Source organism: Acetobacter zythi (assembly GCF_963921165.1).
Taxonomy (GTDB): domain Bacteria; phylum Pseudomonadota; class Alphaproteobacteria; order Acetobacterales; family Acetobacteraceae; genus Acetobacter.
This window is the reverse complement of sequence record NZ_CAWUEO010000044.1, coordinates 68,903-87,030: the sequence shown is the minus strand read 5'-3', so window position 1 is coordinate 87,030 and position 18,128 is coordinate 68,903. Positions and strand designations below refer to the sequence as shown.

The window sequence follows — 18,128 nt, the reverse complement described above, 5'->3', positions numbered from 1 at the left end:
CGTGCTATATATGCTCTTAATGAGTATATATGGGATCCAAGAATTGCAAGGGTAGAACCAAACACTTTTTCAGGAGATGGCAGGTAAAGGGAGTTTGGCACCAGCCAGATAGCAGTTTTCAGCTGTTTCGGGCGCGAATTGATAAAGTTGTGCTGGCCGCCCCTGCGTTGGAGAGTCATATTCGGCCGTGCGGCTGACCAGTTTTTGTTGCTGCACAAGACGCCTGAAATTCTGTTTGTGCATGGCCCGCCCTGCCAAGGCTTCCATGGCCTGCTGGAGTTGCAACAGGGTAAACTGTCGGGGCAGAAGGTCAAATACCGCGGGTGTATAACGAATTTTAGCCCGCATGCGCGAGAGAGCCGTGGCCAGAATGCGCCTGTAGTCACGGTGCATGCGCAGGCCCGGTAGCACTGGTGCATTCTGCCATGTGGATTCCGGAACAAGCCCGGCTTCCCACAGTAGTTCATAGCGTTGCAGGCTGAGTTCGTCGTTCCATGCGTGGTTATCAAGGCCAAAAACGGTGGCGCATCTTTGCCAACGGTGTGGGTTGTCCCCTGCCCAGTGCCTTAGTCGTCCGGCAATGGTGTGCAGGAGCGGGTCAGAGGCCCGATCGCGCCTGTCTTCCCACGGAAAATAGTCATAAATAGAGCGCTCGGCCAAAGTGTGTTCGCAGTTCTGGCGGATGAACGCCATGTAGGAAATGCGGACCATTTGGTGGCCTCGCCCATGCAGTGGGTCAGCAAATGTATAAAGCTGTTCCGTATGACCCAGCTTGAGGCCCGTCTGCTGTTCAACCCAGTTGCGCATGCCTTTTTGTAAGGAGCGATGTTCCACCATGAGCGGGCCAGATGGAAAGGCGCTCCCCTGATCAAGTGTGAGAATGTGGGGTGTATTGTTGCTTATGCTGACCAGCACAGCCACCAGTTCTGTTTCACAGAGTACTGGTTGCGCATGTGTGGGTATGGGGGTTTCCAAATGGCTGGGCATGTCTGGCACGGTGTATGAACGCTCTTTGTCTGGCAGGTGTCTCCTCATCCGTTCGCATGAGGCGGGGATCATGCGCGCAGGATGATGGGCCGGGACCAGAATAATGTGCTTCTGGTCCTGCGTGGCAAAGATGCTATAAAATTACAGGCAGGGAAACACAACAGGGTCAGGCATGGGGGCCGGTGGCCCGTCTGGCGGGGTAGCTTTCCAGCCAAAGAGACATCTCCTGTGCGGGGAGCGGCTTACTGTAAAAATAGCCTTGTAGAATATCGCACCCCAGTTCTTGTAATTTTGTTTCCTGTGCTGCGTGCTCAACACCTTCGGTAACCACTTTAATGCCCAGCCGTTTGCCAATGTTGATTGCAGCTTCCGCAACAACAAGGGAGCTGATGTTATTTTCAAAATTTTCAATAAAACTTCGGTCGATCTTGATTTCGGTCAGCGGGAGTTGTGCTAGCCGTGAGAGGGAGGAAAAACCCGTGCCAAAATCATCCATGGACAGGCCAACGCCAATATTGCGGATGGCCGTCAGGTTGGCGGCGGTCTCGGGGTCCTGCCGCATGGCAACACTTTCGGTAATTTCTATGGTCAGGCGTTGTGGGGCCAGATTGTACTTTTGCAACATAGAGAGAATCTGTTCTGGCAGGTCCATGCTGCAAAAATGAACAGCAGACATATTAACGCTTACAATGGGGACGTAAACATTACTCCGCTCCCATTCTATGACCTGCTGGCAGGATTTTTCCAAAGACCACATGCCTATGGCTTCAATCTGCCCGGTTTCTTCGGCAATGGGAATAAAGGTGGAGGGGGGAATAAAACCAAGCGTTGGATGCTGCCAGCGGCTGAGTGCCTCAACCCCGCATAATGTGCCGGTCAATGCGCATATTTGGGGCTGATATACCAGATGGAGCTGGGTTTTTTGCAAGGCTTCGCGCAGGGCAGACCCAATAATAAGGCGTTCACGCACATTACTGTTGCCGCCTTTGCCAAAAAACCGGAACCCGCCTCGTGCCTGTTTTTTGGCCTGTCGCATGGCAATTTCAGATGCGCCAAGTATTTCTTCTATTGCCGTGCCGTCATCAGGGTAAAGGCTGATCCCTATGCTCAGGGAGGCGACCAGATCACGCCCTTTAACCTCGATCGGCTCGCGGGAAATGCAGTTCAGGTCATGGGCCAGTTTGCATGCTTTTGTGCGATCTGCGTCAGGCATGATGACTACAAAATCATCCCCGCCCAGTCGGGCGACCAGATCGTGCCCTCGGCAAAGGGATGCAATGCGCCGCGCAATAGTCTGTAGCAGGATATCGCCGCTGTGATAGCCCATAACGTTGTTGACGTCCTGTAGCAGGTCAACATCAAGCATCAGAATAGCAAAGGGAGTCTGTCCGGGCTGTGCCAGCATCTGCCGGAGCCGAGTTGCCAGAGCTGCCCGGTTCAGGAGTCCTGTAAGGGAATCTATATTATTAAACTGGTTTATTTTATAAAGTGTTTTTTCATGTTCTATAATGGATGCGCAGGAGGGAATGCAGCCTGTAACAATTTTTTGCGGCCAGTCGGTTATTTTTTCCTTATTGCGCGAAAAAAGCGCGAAAATACCAATCAGTTCCCCCGCTCCGTTGCAGATGGCCGATGCCCAGCAGTCGTGTAAATCTGTGGGTTGGTCATGGCTCTGTTTCTGGGTCCAGATCAGGGCGCAGGCGTTCTGCGGGTTTTTGCAAAGGTCTTTGATATCCGATGGTGTGAGAACCAGATTGGTCAGCTTGTTGGTTTTGCTGCCGGGCAGGCTTTTGCCCGATAGGATGGAAAGCCCACCCTGTGCGGTAATCTGCAGGAGTGCTGCAATACTATTGGGAACAAGCTGCTCCACTTTATTGCAGAGCATATCCGCCACATCCTGTATGGTTGTGTAGTCAGCCAGAGATGTAAAAACCTGACTTTGGAGTTCCAGCAGTTTGCGGCGGTGGACTTCTTCGGTTACACCCTTAACAAAAGCCATATAATAGCGTTTGTTATCAGGACCAATGAGCGCGGTGGATAACGAAAGCTCGGCGGCAACATAGTCTCCATTACTCCGCACGAATGTTACTTCGCGGGAGGTGTTGACCAGCTTGTTAATGCCCGTCTTACGGTGGTGCGCAATGTAGCTTTCGTGGTGCTTGCGGTGCTCTATTGGAACCAGCTGATCAACATTGGTGCCCAAAACGGTGGACGCCGGGCAACCCCACAGGTTTTCTGCGGCGGGGTTGAAAAACACAATTCTGTTCTGGTCATCAATGATAATGACGCCATCAGTCGCCTGCTCAAGTATGGCAGTATAAAATGCATCGGCATGATATGCGGTTTGGAGCGGATGAGTGAATGCTGGCATGGACTCAATCTTTAAATATAAAGCTAGACCAGAGGGACATCGGTCTTACGACGGCCATGCCATATGAAGGGAATGCATAGGCTATGGTCTGCTCTGTTATGCGACGCCCGTTGAATTTTGACGGTATGGGCATAAGTGAAGTCAAATAAAATCTGATTGGAAAAAGACAAATCTGATTATTATTTTTCAAAAAATAGCATGTTATGTAAAATAAAACGTAAAAAACAAAATAAAAATATAGATTAAAACCATTATATTCAAAGGAATGGTTAAAAACAGACAGGTCCATGTCACATATATTCCCTTGTGATGACACGCATATTTTTTATTGTTATCGCAAGGCGTCAAAAAATATTTATAAGATTTGCAGGAAACGCTGTTATAGCAAGACCCTATGATGAAGCTTATCGTGATTTTCTCGCCACCATTATCACATTGACGTTACAATGAGGGATAGCCTCAATATCAGGCAAAATTGGCACATCTTCATAGAGAGTTAAAAACGGGTTTCTAGCAGATATATTCATTGTCCACCCTGGTTATTGCTCGTCTGCAGCGGGTATCTTGCGCAATGGGTGGTCTGGTCTAAATGGCTGAATTTTAATGCCGAGTTTGAGCCTTAAAGCATGCTATGCAAAATAATTGTCTATCCGGTCCTGTTTTGGGGTTAGTGCGCAAGCGTCTGATTGTTTACGATAAGAGAGCATGAAAACAGGTTTGATTTTTCTGGCCGCCGCAATAGCCGAAATTGGCGGCTGTTTTGCATTCTGGGGATGGTTGCGCCTTGGTAAAGCGCCTTTCTGGCTTTTGCCGGGGTGCTGTTCGCTGTTGTTGTTTGCCTATTTGTTGACTCTGATCGATACATCCGTGGCAGGGCGGGCTTATGCTGCTTACGGGGGGATCTACATTGTGGTCGCCGTGTTGTGGATGTGGCTTGCAGAAGGAACACAACCAGACCGGTGGGATCTGCTCGGTGCAGGGTTATGTTTGCTGGGCACGGGCGTTATTCTGCTGGCGCGGCATTCGCCGTAACGGCAGTTGGTTGCAATGGAGGCAGGCCCACCCATGAATGAAGAGTTCTGGCTGAAAAAATGGCACCAAAACGAGATCGGTTTTCATTCCCCGCATCCTCATAACGGGCTTGTGCAATATTTTTCTGCGTTTGGTCCGCCGAAGGGGAGCCGAATTTTTGTACCATTATGTGGCAAAACGCTCGATATTCATTGGTTCATCAAAAACGGCTACACGGTTGTCGGTGTAGAGCTAAGCCGTATGGCGGTTGAACATTTATTTGTGGAGTTGGGTATACAGCCTGATGTTCTCGCCCTGTCCGCAGAGGTGACTGTGTTCAGGGGACGGAATATTGAAATTTTTGTCGCGAATATTTTTGCGCTCACCGCATCCATGCTTGGGCCGGTTGATATGATCTATGACCGGGCCGCACTGGTGGCTCTGCCTGACGATATTCGTATATGTTATGCGCGGCATATTGTAGAAATAACGCGTTGTGCAAATCAGTTTTTAATTTGTGTTGAATATGATCAGGTGCGTTTATCTGGCCCGCCATTTGCGATTATGGCGCAAGATATCGAGCGGTATTATGCGCAGTTTTATACGATAACGAGTATTGAGCAGCAGCCTGTGCCCAGAGGAATTAAAGGCAAAGAGCCCGGATATGAACATATCTGGCTTTTGCAGGCGTTGCATGCTGAACGCAGTGCATGATCACGGCGCGTAGAGTTTCATTTTTGTTTGTTTTGACTTTGGCAGAATTCTAAAATCTGGCTTGAGATGTTTGGAATATGCTAAAATATTTTGTATCGATTATTCAAAAATCATGGAGTGGCGGGGTGGGCTGTAGTATATATTGCCCATGAATCTGTTGTAAAACCCAACACATGGTTATGCGCGTGAGCACATCTTCGCCCTTCTTTGCTGCTTTTTGTCAGTCTTTAAGAACTATAAAAAAACAGGCAAAAGTGGTCATGAATTACGCGCTGCCAGTTCTGGTGGTGGCTATATGCGGCACAGCGATTGAATTTAATGAATACCGACATGCGATTGCCGATGTCAATGAGGCCGCACGGCGGGATAGTCAGGCCTATGCCAACCTGATTATGGAACGGCTGGATACGCGGTTTACGGAACTGGACATGGCGTTGGCGGCCCTGCGTGGCCCGGATGATAAGCCAACTCCGGCTTTATCCCCTCAGGTCGAACTGTCTTTGCGTCATTATCTGCTTTCGCGCCCATCATATTCAACGTTTAGTGTGCTGGGTGCGGATGGGGAGAGTATACAATGGTCTACGTCAACCCAGAAAAGGCTGCTGGCTGAACCTTTACGGGATTTTTCATCCGTTCCCAAAATGCCCAATCATTTTCTGGGGCCGGTGCATTATTCAGAAAATCTGGGCACGGTTGTTCTGCCCATGCGTGTGCGTGAGAAAGATAACGGAAGCACCGGGTATTTTTTGGGGTCTCCTTACCGCCTTAACAGATTTCTGGATGAGCAGGAATTACCACCAGATTATCGGAAGTGGGACTTTACGGTTATCGATACCCGTAATGGACAATCCCTGACGCATCTTTTGCATATGCAGGTGCAGGTTCATCCCCTGTTGTCCATAAAGCCAGAAATGGTCGCACAGGCGCCTGTGCCGGGTTATCCGTTTGTTGTGCAAACACTGGTTTCGGATGCGCGTGTATGGCGTAATTATAGCCAGCAGGCCCCCGCGCGTTGGAGTGCGGAAGCCCTGATCCTTGCTTTGCTTGTTATTGCCGGGGAATTTTTCATTCGGCGGCGTGACCGCGAGCAGATGGTCCATTTGCGTAGGCTGACCGATTTTAATATGTTTATGGCTCAGGCCAGCCAGTGTGCCAGTCAGGCGGACAGCGAGGCAGGTCTTTTGCAGGAAATCTGCGATATGGCCATACGCTATGCCCATTTTAAAATTGCTCTGATAACCCGACCGGATGAGGCGCAGCAGTTTAGAATGCTCGCAATAAGTGGTGCTCGGGCCTATATGAATAATGTTTTCATTTCAGCCCGAGGGGATGTTCCCGAAGGCCGGGGCACCATTGGGCAGGTCTGGCGGAGTGGTCTGCCTATTTTCAATGCATCGTTTGTAAACAATATTACACTTGCACCATGGAAAGAGCAGGCCTTAAAACTGGGCCTGCGTTCAAACACCGCATTGCCTATATATAGGGATGGTAAAGTCTGGGCTGTTTTGAGTGTTTATCATGAAAAAGCAGATATTTTTGATGACCAGCTTCAAATTCTGCTTAAAGAAGTCTGCATTAACATTTCCATGGGGCTGGATAGAATTTATAGCCAGCAGTTAAGGGCTGCACTGCTGGATAACTCTGTGGTTGGTATTCTTCTTGTAAAAGAAAGAATTGTTCAGATGACCAATTCCTACGCCACGCATATGCTGGGAATGGAATCTGATGCCTTGACTGGAAAATCAACCGAAATTCTCTACGCAGATCAAAATGAATTCAAACGTGTTGCAGAATGTTATGAACAGCTTGCACAAAAACGTGCGGTAAAAATAGCGGGTGTGCGCCTTGCCCGTGCCGATGGTCAGATTCTGATCGCGGATTGTTCCGGCGTGCAATTATCTGATCTACAAAACGATATTTCTGTCTGGACTTTGGAAGACGTGACCAGCCGGGACGTGGCAAGGCGTCTTTATCATGCGTTGGTCAACGCAGCCGATGCCGTGCTGCTGGCGACGGATGAAAATGAGATGTGTAACCGTGCCTGCCAGGATCTGGTGCGCGATACCTTGTTCCACGCGGTCTGGATTGGTCGTGTGGGTGATGACGGGCAACTGGAAGTTTTATCCCGTGCGGGGGAAGGTACTGCGGGCATAGAGCAGATTAACAGTTGTCTGGATGGGTATTGTTCCTTGTCCCAGCCATTGGTGATTATGCGGGCCTGGCGGGAGAAAAAGCTGGCTTACAGCAATGATGAGCTGACCGAGCAGGCCGGCAGTCCATGTTTTGCCTTTATCCAGACCAATAACTGGCGTGCTGTGTTGTGTACCCCCATATGGCGGGATGGCCAGATATGGGCGATCATGACTTTTGTCTCGCCTCAGGCACAGGTGTTTGACGAACACAGTATTGCGTTGTGCAAACGCGTTGCCAGCCTTTTGGGGCATGCGCTGGACAAACTGGATGTGAAGCAGCGTATTGAATGTTTGCAGGAGCAGGAGGCCCAGCGTGCCCGGCATGATGTGCTGACGGGGCTGCCTAATCGTCTAGCACTTATGGAGCATCTCCCACAGGCTCTTGCCCGCGCTCAGCGCTACGCAAGCAGTGTGGCTGTCGGCCTGATTGATCTGGATGGTTTTAAGCAGGTGAATGACACGTATGGGCATGAAGCGGGCGACAGGCTTTTGCAACAGCTTGGGCAAAGCCTGCAAGCCCTGTTACGCCAGACGGATTACGTTGCCAGACTTGGAGGTGATGAGTTTGTTGTGGTTTTTGAGGGGTTAACACCAGATCAGGCAACCGAGCAGGTGGAAATTGTTCTGAACACCCTGCACACGGCTGTTGAAAAACCTTTTGCGGTTACGGCAGAGGCTTCGGCTGTGGTGGGTATGACTTTGGGTCTGGCTCTTTATCCGCAGGATGGTGGAGATGTTGAGCATCTGCTCAAGCGTGCCGACATGGCCATGTATCATGCAAAACAGAATAAAAAAACGCGTGAAAAATGGTGGATTCTGGCGAGTGACCTTGCGGATGGAGCGTGAGCCTCCCACCTGTCCTGCATGCTCTGTTCTTTGGGGGCATGGGTGGGGGTGCTTTGCTGTATTCGGTTCTGCCAGATTGTATGCCTGATCCGGGCAGGGTTGATTAAAAAAACCGGATACCAGAATTGCAGTGCAAAAATTTACGTTTTACTTTGTGCTGACCGGCCCTTATGGCTACCAAATACTATCCTGCATGCAGGATTTTTCTCACAGATATAGCGGCTTCAATGGACACCAAGACTCTTTTTTCCGGCATGGCGTTGGCTTTTGGCGCTTATGCGTCTTTTTCTGTTAGTGACGCATTCTCCAAATTGCTGGCTGGCCAGCTTGACCCATTTGAAGTTGCATTCTCCGGTGGGATTTTTGGTTTCCTTATTCTGCCCTTTATCCGTAGGCCCGGTGAATCCTATCTGGATATCGTCAGGCCGCAAAAATGGGGCATGTGGCTTTTGCGCGCAGGCTGCGTTTTTGCGGCAACGGCTGCCAGCGTGGAAGCCTTTATGCTGCTGCCCATGCCTGAAGCCTTTTCACTTATGTTTCTGATGCCTTTGTTTGTGACAATTCTGTCCGTTGTGCTGCTCAAGGAAAAAGTGACATTCTGGGCATGGCTGGCGGTTGTGTTGGGGTTTGTCGGGGTTCTTATTGTCCTGCGGCCAGGGTTTAGGGCGCTGCACTGGGGGCATTTATGTGCGCTTGTTGCCGCCATTGCCAATGCGGGCAGTGTGATTGCTTACCGTCTGGCGGACAAGGAGCGCACCCGCCTGTCTCTGTTCGGGTCAAGTCTGGTTGGTCCCCTGCTTGGTAACGGGCTGCTTATGGGGTGGCATGCCCAGTGGCCTGCAACCGTAACGGCATGGATTTATTTGTTCGGTTATGGATTTCTGGCAGCTTTAGGCCAGTTGATGATGATGATGGCAACAGCCAGAGCACCAGCCAACCGTGTGGCCCTGCCGCAATACAGCCAGATGGTGTGGGGGGTTGCCCTGAGTTACCTTGTGTTCCGCCAGCCACTGGATATTTGGACATTTGTGGGCATTGTTGTGCTGATGTCCTCTGGCATACTCAACTGGGTCAGGCAGAGAATCCGTTATGAACGGATGGCCATGAAGGAGCGCATGGCCCGCCGCAAAGCTCGTAAAGCGGACAAAGCTGGCAAGACAGGTCAACTCGCCAGTTAACCTGTCCGGCTGCTGGCTTAGGTTTCGATAATTTTTGAGCCAAAAATGGCAGACTGTAAGATAATCGTCATGGCGATCCGGGTATCCATGACGTTGAACATGGTGCTGAACAGCATGCCTGCGGCAACATTCATGGCGGAACTCCAGAGTTCTTTGGGGAGTGGGCCATGGGGGCCGGGTTTATCGGAATAATTTTGTAGGAAAATGGGTTCCATATAGACCCACATGGCTTCACGCAGGTCTTCGGTGGAGACGAGGGGACGATAAGGGGCGGCTACCTCAGGTATCCCTTCTTCTGCTGTACCCAGCCGACTGGCAACACTTGCAAACTGGGCATTCAGGTCTGGAAAATTTTGTGCAGAGCAGCCTTTTTGTAAGGCAGGGCTGCTCAGGCAGGGCCAGAGGCCGGGGTTATGTAAATCTGTGTCGCCTTGCATCAGGAGCTGGTTCAGTTGTTCGCCAAACAGGAATGTGCGCCCCCCTGCAAGCGTGTGGGCCATCATATCCTGCTCTGGTCGGAGGCCGGCCTGTATTAATGCAAGCAGGCTGGTCTGGGCTGCAAATCCGCACACACTGCCCAATGCCGTAAACAATGTGGGGGCATGAACGCGCCTGTTATCATCTTGCAAAGGGCGCGGAAAATTCCGCACGATTTCGGCTGTCACAAGATTGAGAAGAGCCGCCTGAGGAAAATCTTTCCAGACAACACCATCCGCGCCTGCTGTGTGGTTGGGTGGGGTGGGGGAGTGGGGCATGCAAACAGGCCTTGGTGTTGGGTATGGAGTAGTCCGTTCCATAACCCGAACCGCAGAGTCCAGCCAGTCTGCGCGTATGCTGTGCGATATTTAAGGTTAAAAATTTATAAAAATGGGGATGTGAGAAAATAAATCGGAAGAGTTTATAAATTAATATAACCCTATAATTTCAATATTATGGATAATTTTAACCAGATGATAAAATAAAATTCCGATCATTATAAAAAACACAACTTGCATTTTTGCTGGCATTATGTGAAAAATAAAAAGTGGATGCTCTTATAAGGCTGTCTGGTGCGCGTTGTGCCAGTATTGTCCTGTTGGAAGTTACGATTGCGCACGTGTTCTGTGCGCGACCACGACGTTAAAAAGGAGCCTAGTTATGACAACAGGCACCGTAAAATGGTTTAATTCGACCAAGGGTTTCGGTTTTATCCAGCCTGAGGATGGTTCGCAGGACGTGTTCGTTCACATTACTGCTCTCGAACGTGCAGGCATGGCTTCGCTTAGCGAAGGGCAGCAGATTTCTTACGAAATCGAAGCTGGCCGTAACGGCAAAAAGTCTGCTGTCAATCTCAAGGCAGTTTAAGACCAGATTAGCAGAAATGCTGTCTGAAGCCGCCTCTCGGGGCGGCTTTTTTTATACCCGGTTTGCAGGCGTAAAATTCAGGCATGCTCCGGTGTGCGCTTTAGCATGTAGCTTATGGCTGCGCCGCTCAGGCAGCAGGCTGCACTTGTTAAGAACATGGCAGGGTAACCCGAAAATTCAATAATAGGGCCAAGTGTAAAGCCCGAACAGGCTATCGCCAGATCCAAAAAGATGGAATAGGCGCTTAACGCGGCCCCCCGGTTATGAGGCCCCGCCTTGTTAACCGCCAGAACCCCCAATGCGGGGAACAGAAGCGAAAAACCGGCACCAGTTAATGCGGCCCCAAGGAGCGCACTGGTGTGCGATGGAAAAATGCCAATAATGACCAGCCCCACGGTTTCGACCAGAAGGGACACAATGGCAACAAATACCCCTCCACGCCGTTTGATCTGTGCAGCAAAGAAAAATCGGATGCAGACAAACACCATTCCAAAGACTGCCAGCGCAGTTGCAGCGCCACGCCAATGGTGCGCGGCATAATACAGGGCCAGAAAAGACGAAATGGCCGCAAACCCGATGGAACCAGCGGCAAGGGCGGACCCATGCCAGAGCACCAACCGCAGCGCCTTGCGGAAGGAAACAGGGGTGTCTGTTGCAGGGTGTGGCGCGGCTCCTTGGTAAAAGCCAATCAGAGCTAGCCCGAACAAGGGCAATACGGCCGAAAGGGCGCCAACCGAGACAAGGCCACCATAAGGTGCGGGCAGGAGTGCTAAAACCGCACCAAGTGGGGCACCCAGAGCAATTCCCCCGTAAGAACAAATACCGTTCCACGATATGGCGAGTGCGGTGTTTTCAGCGCCCGCGCGGTGAATATTCCATATGATAACGCCCGTTGCTGTCCAGCTTTCCGCCCAGCCCAGAAAAAGGCGGCTGAGCAGCAGAATACCAAGTGATGCAGAGGGTGTGTTCTGTAACGCTCCGGCCCAGCCCATAAGCAGGCCAGAGCAGACACAACTCAGTAACCCGCCAATCACCACGGGTTTTGGGCCTATTTTGTCTACCAATCGCCCGGCGGAAGAGCGGGCGGCAAATGTGGCAACGTATTGCAAGGCAAAGGTCAGCCCGGCCAATGTTGTGCTGTAGCCCAGTGTTGTATGCACAAAAATGGTCAGAACCGCATTGGGCATGCCTATAACAATATAGACAAGCAGGTTGAACAGAACGACGGAAAGAACCTTCCTGATCGGAGATGAGTCTGATGTCTGTGCAATGACCATGGTCTAATTGGAACAGATTTTAGGGAGTTTGCACAGCAAGTAAGCGTGGAGACTGCAATGTGGGTGGCAGTGCAGACCTGTATGGGGGGCAAAGAATAGGGCTGAGGAGAGGAAGAATTTATAGACCGATCGGTCTAGTTGTATTGACTGTTGTTCATGGATACTCTATCAAATATGCATGAGTGTTGTAGAAAAGCATAATGCAGCCAAAAGGCGTATTGTAGAAGCCGCACGGTCTATTGTTGGAGAGCGTGGGTTTTCTGCTGTAGGTATTTCCCAAATACTGGACGTGGCGAGTATTCCTAAAGGATCATTTTACCATTATTTTGATTCCAAGGAAGCTTTTGGTGAAGAACTTTTGCGGATTTATATGGATGATTATCTGCAAAAAATGGACACTCTGTTCTCGCCCGATGCAGGGAATGCAGCGGATCAGTTGTTTGCGTATTTCCGTTTCTGGCAGGAAACGCATGTGGACGGAAAAACGGGCGATAAATGCCTGATCGTCAAGCTTGCCGCTGAGGTTTCGGATCTGTCCGAACGTATGCGCAGAATTCTGGATTCTGGAACGGCCAAAGCCATTGACCGCATTGCCCGCACCATTGCGGAAGGGCAGCAGGAGGGGTCGGTGCAGCGTGGTATGGAGCCGCAAGCCTTGGCCGGGGCTTTGTACCAGCTCTGGTTAGGGGCGACCCTGATGGTCAAAATCACCCATCGGTCGCAACCATTTGAAAAGACTTGGCAGGCATCGCAGCGTTTGCTTTTGCCCTGATCGGGCGTTGGGTGTGGTAAACGGCACCGCAGCGGTCTTTTTTTTAAGCCTGTATTTACAACCCTGTGCGCAACATGCAGGGCGGGTATGAGACGATCGGTCTATTTTCCGCGTTGACCGCATCTATATCCATACATATATAGACAATATGAACAGCACAGACCAACAGAGTCCGGTTTTGGCGGGCATGTTTGTTGTGCAGAGTTATGGTCGGGCACGCTTGTTGCGAGTTGCAGGCAAATGGAAGGGGTGGCGGAATGTCGCCTTTCTTATTTGCGGGCGTATAAGTTGACCGGTCTACTTTATAGTCCTCCCGCATGCTGGCTCTGCTGAGCATCGGGATGCAGGGCAGGCTCTTCCTATGTCTGTCTTGGCTACCTTTAATATTTGTGAGGAAAAAATGGCCTACGCGACAACAAACCCCTATACGGGCGAAGTTCTAGCCACGTTCCCCGATGCAACGGATGCGGAAGTGCAGCTTGCCCTGACGCAGGCCCATGCAGCTTATGAAAGCTGGCGCGAAACATCCTTTGCCGAACGTGCGCGGATCATGAACGCGGCCGCTGCCATTTTGCGCCGGGATGTGGACAAGTACGCCCTGCTTGGCACGCTGGAAATGGGCAAGCTGTTCGAAGAATCCAAAAAAGAAGTCATTCTTTCAGCCGAAATTTTTGAATATTACGCCAAGTTCGCCGAAGAACTGCTCAAGCCTGAATCCCTGCCGGTTGCGGACCCATCGGAAGGCAAAGCAACTCTGGTGCACGAACCGCTGGGTATTGTGCTGGCTATTGAGCCTTGGAACTTCCCATTCTATCAGGTCGTTCGCATTATTGCGCCTCAGCTTTCCGCAGGGAACGCCGTGCTGCTCAAGCATGCATCCAACCTGCCGCAGTGTGCCGCTGCCTGCCAGACCCTGATGGAAGAAGCGGGTCTGCCCAAGGGGCTGTTCCGTAACCTGTATGCGGCCCGCCCCCATACGGCCATGATTTTGAATGACCCCCGCGTGTGTGGTGTGGCCCTGACCGGGTCCGAAGGTGCGGGTGTTATTATTGCTGGCACGGCAGGTAAGGCGCTTAAAAAAGCCACCATGGAACTGGGTGGGGCAGATGCCTTTATCGTTCTGGACGATGCCGATGTGGAAAAAGCCGCAAAATGGGCTGTTCTGGGCCGCCACTGGAATGCTGGTCAGGTTTGTGTTTCCGCCAAACGTCTGATTGTGGCAGACGCAGTATATGACCGCTTTTTGGAGCTGTACAAAAAGGGTGTTGCCGAACTCAAGGCAGGCGACCCGATGGACCCCTCCACCACGCTGGCACCGCTCTCCTCCCAGGCCGCTAAAGATGATCTGCACGATCAGGTCACACGGGCCATGAGCCACGGTGCGAAGGTGGAAGTCATTGGCGCGGCGGTTCCGGGCAAAGGTGCGTTTTTCCAGCCGCTGCTCATGACTGGTCTGGATGAAAACAACGAAGCCCGTCATTGGGAATTCTTTGGTCCAGTAACCCAGCTTTACCGCGCAAAGGACGAAAACGACGCCGTGCGTATTGCCAATGATTCGCCCTATGGTCTGGGTGGTTCGGTGTTTACGCGTGATGAGGCGCGTGGGGCGCGTGTGGCTGCACGGATCCGCACTGGCATGGTGTTTATTAACCATCCGTTGGTACCAAAAGCGGATCTTCCGTTTGGTGGTATTGCACGTTCGGGTTATGGCCGTGAACTGATTGGTCTGGGGATTAAGGAATTTGTTAATCACAAGCTGATCAACACGGTTGATATTGACGCACCGTTCTAACAAATACACCCCGGTGGGATTTCAATTCCGCCGGGGTTCTAACAAAAACTATTTATAATAAGATAGTTTTTATAAATATCTCTCAAAACTTCCATACCAAAATAATTCCACTGTGTTTTCCATACGGAAAACTTGCTGTGGCTGCGTGCCTTCTCTTCCATTCTGCGTTTTCAAAAAAGAGGTTTGTAAAACCGATGTCGTCCAGGTCTGAAATTCTTATTGTTGGCGGTGGTGTGGCCGGGCTGGCTCTTGCAACGCGGCTGGGCAAAACTCTGGGCAGGCAGGGGAAGGCCCGCATTACTCTGGTGGACAAGAGTTTCTGCCATGTGTGGAAGCCAATGTTGCATTGTTTTGCAGCAGGCACGGTCATGAACGAGAATGACCGCATCAGTTTTATGTCTCAGGCCAGCGGAAACCATTTTGAGTTTTGGCCGGGTGAGGTTGTATCCCTGGACCGGAGTAAAAGAGAAGTCACCCTCAGTCCTTTTCATGCCTCTGATGGTACACCTGTGCTGGAAAGCCGGACATTGACCTATGATGCCATCGTGCTGGCAGTGGGCAGTTGCGCCAACGACTTTGGCACACCCGGTGTTAAAGAAAACTGCCTGTTTATTGATAATCTGGTGGAAGCCAATTCTTTTAACGAGAAGTTTCGTATGGAACTGCTCAAGGCTTTTGCCAATACGTCCAAACTGGATATTGCCATTGTTGGCGGGGGGGCTACGGGCACCCAGCTTGCTGCGGAACTGCACAAATCGCTTGAAATTGTGGACCCGGTCAGCCTGCACGCCTTTGGCAAGGAGCCACCCAAGTTGAGCATTACGCTGCTCCAGTCTGGTGTGCGTATTCTTCCTGCTTTTCCCGAATCCGTATCGGTTGCGGCACAGCAGGAACTGGAACGTATTGGGGTTACGGTGCGTACATCCGCCAGAGTGGCCGGTGCGGACGAGACCGGCTTTATCCTCAAAGATGGCACGCGCGTGCCCGCAACGCTGCGGGTGTGGGCGGCGGGGGTGCGTGCGCCAGAAGTGACCCGTGCGTATGGTGGGCTTTCGCTCAACCGTTCAGGCCAGATTCAGGTTCAATCCAACCTATGTTCGGTCGATGATGACCGGATTTTTGCAATGGGGGACTGCTCCTTTATTGTAGACGACCCATTGCCCGCAACCGCGCAGGTTGCCCGGCAACAGGCCATTCATCTTGCTAGGCATCTGCCTGCATGGATTGAACGTGGTACAGCCGTGCCTTCATGCATTTTCCATAACAAGGGGGCTATTGTTGCTTTGGGCAATTATAATGGTTGGGCTGCCCTGCCGGGTGGGCGCGTGCTGGGGGGCGGTTTTATGCGGGGGCTGTCTGCTCGTGTTGGGCATATGATGCTCTACAGAAAACATCAGGTTGAGCTGTACGGCTGGCTGCGTGGTCTGGCATCCATTTTTGCAGACAAAATTGAAACCTTTATTCGCCCCCCCGTGCGGCTGGATTAAGTCTGGCTCTGGATATGTGAGCGGATATGACCGCAAGGCCGGGGCTTGTCGTCTTGGCTTTGCGGTTTTTTTGCCTGTCAGGGTTAGAAAAGCAGGGGCAGTAAAGACTGGCCGGGCAGGATTGGCGGCCCCGGATAGTCGGTGCATCAGTTTTGAAAAGGGTAGTACCGGAAGGTCACAAAAACCGTGTTTCCGTTTACGGTCGGGCGGGTGGATGTGCCGGAATCCGTAACCCCGCGGAAGGCGAATTTGCGCACGTAGGTGTATTGCAGACCAGCCATAACGCTGCCGTAGTGTCCATCCAATAGGTGCCACCACCCGCCCATTGTGTAGGATATGAGCGATTGGGTCTGGGCATTGCAAACCCCCATCATAAGAGAACAGCCTGAAAGTTTGGCATTGGGGGAGCCGTAGCCATAATAGCTGCCATCTGCGCCCTCATAAACCGCGCGGTGCGCGGCTTCCACACCGCCATAGGTGTAAAGCAGTAGATTGTCCGTTGGGTGACCGATCAGGCCGACGGAGCCAATAATCTCACGCAGGGGGGCGGGAGCACCCGTGCTGCGGAAGGTCATGTCAGGCAACTGGCTGGGCCCATACCGCCCGACCCCTTTGCCAGCCAGTACATCCCCCACAAGCTGCATTTTGCCAGACAGGAGCGGCACGGCCATGGAGCCGCCAACGCCGCCCCCAAATGCCACGCGGGAGTGCGCCTGACCGCCAAGTCCCCCATTGCCGCCCCCATTCACAACAATGGTACGGAACCACCGTGCTAGACCATAGAGTTCGTAATGCCCGACAGAGGTGTCGACTGCGGTTTTGAGAACAATATCCGGTGCGGCGTCAAGGCTGTAATGGGCCTCGGGGTCCAGCATGCCTGTGCCCGTGCTGTTATAGATGACATGCGGACCAGAGGTCTGGCCCATGGCCGGGGGAAGGTTGCCCCCTGAATCCAGTGTGGAATCATCAAACCCAAGGGTGGCCTGTGGGGTTTCAACAGAGAGGCCAAGCCACCATTTGCGGTGGAAGTCCTTGATAAAGCGTACCTGCGGCACACGGGTAAAGGTAACGCCGGGAATAAGGTTGCTGTCCACAACAGGGGGGAGCTGTTCATGCCTGCGCAGCAGGGTGTTGGTGTAGCCCGTGGTCAGGCTCCATGCCTGACCCGCCAGAAAATGCAGCCCGAGGTCCCGGTCATCCGCCGCCAGATAGGCCTGTCGCATTCTGGGTACATAGCTGTTGGTCTGCACGGCGTTGGAATTGCTGCCAGAGCCTCCAAAATCGCTTTCCACGTAGGCTTCAACAGTCACGCCCCTTGCCGGTTTGCCCTCTATGAGCAGGCTGAAGCGGCTTAACTGGGCCGTGGGTCGGTATTCTGAGGCATGGGCATTGGGGTTGCCAGAATAGGGGAAAGCGCCCCAAGGGGTGGCGGGGCCTGCGGTCAGGTTTTTGTCGCGGTAGATGTTGGACATATCCACAAACCCACCCAGTTTGACCGAGACTGAACCAATCTTGAAAATAGGGGGCAGGCTGTCCACTTCCGTTTGGGTCAGGGCTGTTGGACTGGAAGAAGACAGGTTGATACTTTTAACGCTTTGCGCATCCTGCGCCACGGTTTCTGGTGTGGGATCGGTGGAAAAAGGCTCGACCGGCTGGTTATTTATGCGGACTGGACCCGCCAGATCTTCGGTCCGTGGGTTGGTCATGGGGGGCAGGGATGCGCCATGTGTTTTTGCCGCGCCAGCAGAGCGCAGGCCGGGGGCATATTGGCTGGTATGGTTCTGCTCCGTGCCCGGCAGATGGCGCAGGGCGGCGTGGGTTACTCTTTGGCTTTTTTGCAGGTCTTTGACCTGTGCCTGAAGTTGCAGCACCATACTGCGGAGTTGTGCGATTTCAGCACTGCTGTCGGCCATTGCGGAACGGGGGAGGCACGTCATGCAGCCTATGGCGCAGGATAATCCAAAATACCAAAGTCCTTGCGTGCAGTTATATGGAAAAGACTGTTTTTTCACCCTGACCGATCCTCGTGTGGCCGGTCTGGGACGACTATGTTTTGAGCGTCTTACCGGTAACGAAGCAGTGATTTAACGGGAATTGCCTTGGTGTAGATATGCCAATTTGGCGACCCATCCATACAGGCGGCAATATCGGTGGGGG

13 protein-coding genes are annotated in these 18,128 nt (G+C 51.9%); 8 read left to right on the top strand and 5 right to left on the bottom strand.

What is annotated here, in order from left to right; genetic code table 11:
• Positions 1-69 precede the first annotated feature (69 nt).
• Positions 70-987 (bottom strand): NUDIX hydrolase, encoded by a 918-nt coding sequence (locus AABE20_RS11645; RefSeq protein ID WP_338333284.1) that lies wholly within the window; start codon positions 985-987, stop codon positions 70-72.
• Between the two features lie 166 nt (positions 988-1,153).
• Positions 1,154-3,358 carry a sensor domain-containing protein gene (locus AABE20_RS11640; protein WP_338333219.1) on the bottom strand — a complete coding sequence of 735 codons (2,205 nt, stop codon included), beginning with the start codon at positions 3,356-3,358 and terminating at the stop codon, positions 1,154-1,156.
• A gap of 705 nt (positions 3,359-4,063) precedes the next feature.
• On the opposite strand from AABE20_RS11640, the gene AABE20_RS11635 reads away from it, so the two are divergent.
• The 4 genes from AABE20_RS11635 to AABE20_RS11620 all read left to right on the top strand — a co-directional run bounded on the left by AABE20_RS11635 (position 4,064) and on the right by AABE20_RS11620 (position 9,299).
• A complete protein-coding gene (locus tag AABE20_RS11635; protein WP_338333218.1) occupies positions 4,064-4,390 on the top strand; it encodes a YnfA family protein in 327 nt (108 codons plus the stop codon).
• A 33-nt stretch (positions 4,391-4,423) separates the two neighbouring features.
• A complete protein-coding gene (gene tmpT, locus AABE20_RS11630) occupies positions 4,424-5,083 on the top strand; it encodes a thiopurine S-methyltransferase (protein ID WP_338333217.1) in 660 nt (219 codons plus the stop codon).
• Between the two features lie 260 nt (positions 5,084-5,343).
• A complete protein-coding gene (locus tag AABE20_RS11625; protein WP_338333216.1) occupies positions 5,344-8,121 on the top strand; it encodes a sensor domain-containing diguanylate cyclase in 2,778 nt (925 codons plus the stop codon).
• A gap of 227 nt (positions 8,122-8,348) precedes the next feature.
• On the top strand, positions 8,349-9,299 hold the full coding sequence (locus AABE20_RS11620) for a DMT family transporter (protein ID WP_338333215.1): 951 nt from the start codon (positions 8,349-8,351) through the stop codon (positions 9,297-9,299).
• Between the two features lie 17 nt (positions 9,300-9,316).
• On the opposite strand, the gene AABE20_RS11615 is transcribed toward AABE20_RS11620, so the two are convergent.
• Entirely contained in the window at positions 9,317-10,054 is a 738-nt protein-coding gene (locus tag AABE20_RS11615; protein ID WP_338333214.1) for a hypothetical protein, read from the bottom strand.
• A 382-nt stretch (positions 10,055-10,436) separates the two neighbouring features.
• On the opposite strand from AABE20_RS11615, the gene AABE20_RS11610 reads away from it, so the two are divergent.
• A complete protein-coding gene (locus AABE20_RS11610) occupies positions 10,437-10,643 on the top strand; it encodes a cold-shock protein (protein ID WP_165990915.1) in 207 nt (68 codons plus the stop codon).
• 77 nt (positions 10,644-10,720) lie between these two features.
• Here AABE20_RS11610 and AABE20_RS11605 read toward each other — a convergent pair whose 3' ends face one another.
• Positions 10,721-11,920, bottom strand: a complete 1,200-nt coding sequence (locus AABE20_RS11605; protein WP_338333213.1) for an MFS transporter — start codon at positions 11,918-11,920, stop codon at positions 10,721-10,723.
• A 178-nt stretch (positions 11,921-12,098) separates the two neighbouring features.
• Between AABE20_RS11605 and AABE20_RS11600 the strand changes: the two genes are divergently transcribed.
• From AABE20_RS11600 to AABE20_RS11590, 3 genes are all read left to right on the top strand, one after another.
• Positions 12,099-12,692: a TetR/AcrR family transcriptional regulator gene (locus tag AABE20_RS11600; RefSeq protein WP_338333212.1), complete on the top strand. Its 594-nt coding sequence runs from the start codon at positions 12,099-12,101 to the stop codon at positions 12,690-12,692.
• A gap of 400 nt (positions 12,693-13,092) precedes the next feature.
• A complete protein-coding gene (locus tag AABE20_RS11595; protein ID WP_338333211.1) occupies positions 13,093-14,484 on the top strand; it encodes an NAD-dependent succinate-semialdehyde dehydrogenase in 1,392 nt (463 codons plus the stop codon).
• A 194-nt stretch (positions 14,485-14,678) separates the two neighbouring features.
• Entirely contained in the window at positions 14,679-15,971 is a 1,293-nt protein-coding gene (locus tag AABE20_RS11590; RefSeq protein ID WP_338333210.1) for an NAD(P)/FAD-dependent oxidoreductase, read from the top strand.
• A gap of 146 nt (positions 15,972-16,117) precedes the next feature.
• Here AABE20_RS11590 and AABE20_RS11585 read toward each other — a convergent pair whose 3' ends face one another.
• Positions 16,118-17,908, bottom strand: a complete 1,791-nt coding sequence (locus tag AABE20_RS11585; RefSeq protein WP_338333209.1) for a hypothetical protein — start codon at positions 17,906-17,908, stop codon at positions 16,118-16,120.
• Between the last annotated feature and the right edge of the window lie 220 nt (positions 17,909-18,128).

What these genes read in the sequence shown, in the direction of transcription:
- AABE20_RS11645 (WP_338333284.1), bottom strand. Translation starts at nt 987, where the DNA reads ATGCCCAGCCATTTGGAAACCCCCATACCCACACATGCGCAACCAGTA.
- AABE20_RS11640 (WP_338333219.1), bottom strand. Translation starts at nt 3,358, where the DNA reads ATGCCAGCATTCACTCATCCGCTCCAAACCGCATATCATGCCGATGCA.
- AABE20_RS11635 (WP_338333218.1), top strand. Translation starts at nt 4,064, where the DNA reads ATGAAAACAGGTTTGATTTTTCTGGCCGCCGCAATAGCCGAAATTGGC.
- tmpT (WP_338333217.1), top strand. Translation starts at nt 4,424, where the DNA reads ATGAATGAAGAGTTCTGGCTGAAAAAATGGCACCAAAACGAGATCGGT.
- AABE20_RS11625 (WP_338333216.1), top strand. Translation starts at nt 5,344, where the DNA reads ATGAATTACGCGCTGCCAGTTCTGGTGGTGGCTATATGCGGCACAGCG.
- AABE20_RS11620 (WP_338333215.1), top strand. Translation starts at nt 8,349, where the DNA reads ATGGACACCAAGACTCTTTTTTCCGGCATGGCGTTGGCTTTTGGCGCT.
- AABE20_RS11615 (WP_338333214.1), bottom strand. Translation starts at nt 10,054, where the DNA reads ATGCCCCACTCCCCCACCCCACCCAACCACACAGCAGGCGCGGATGGT.
- AABE20_RS11610 (WP_165990915.1), top strand. Translation starts at nt 10,437, where the DNA reads ATGACAACAGGCACCGTAAAATGGTTTAATTCGACCAAGGGTTTCGGT.
- AABE20_RS11605 (WP_338333213.1), bottom strand. Translation starts at nt 11,920, where the DNA reads ATGGTCATTGCACAGACATCAGACTCATCTCCGATCAGGAAGGTTCTT.
- AABE20_RS11600 (WP_338333212.1), top strand. Translation starts at nt 12,099, where the DNA reads ATGAGTGTTGTAGAAAAGCATAATGCAGCCAAAAGGCGTATTGTAGAA.
- AABE20_RS11595 (WP_338333211.1), top strand. Translation starts at nt 13,093, where the DNA reads ATGGCCTACGCGACAACAAACCCCTATACGGGCGAAGTTCTAGCCACG.
- AABE20_RS11590 (WP_338333210.1), top strand. Translation starts at nt 14,679, where the DNA reads ATGTCGTCCAGGTCTGAAATTCTTATTGTTGGCGGTGGTGTGGCCGGG.
- AABE20_RS11585 (WP_338333209.1), bottom strand. Translation starts at nt 17,908, where the DNA reads ATGACGTGCCTCCCCCGTTCCGCAATGGCCGACAGCAGTGCTGAAATC.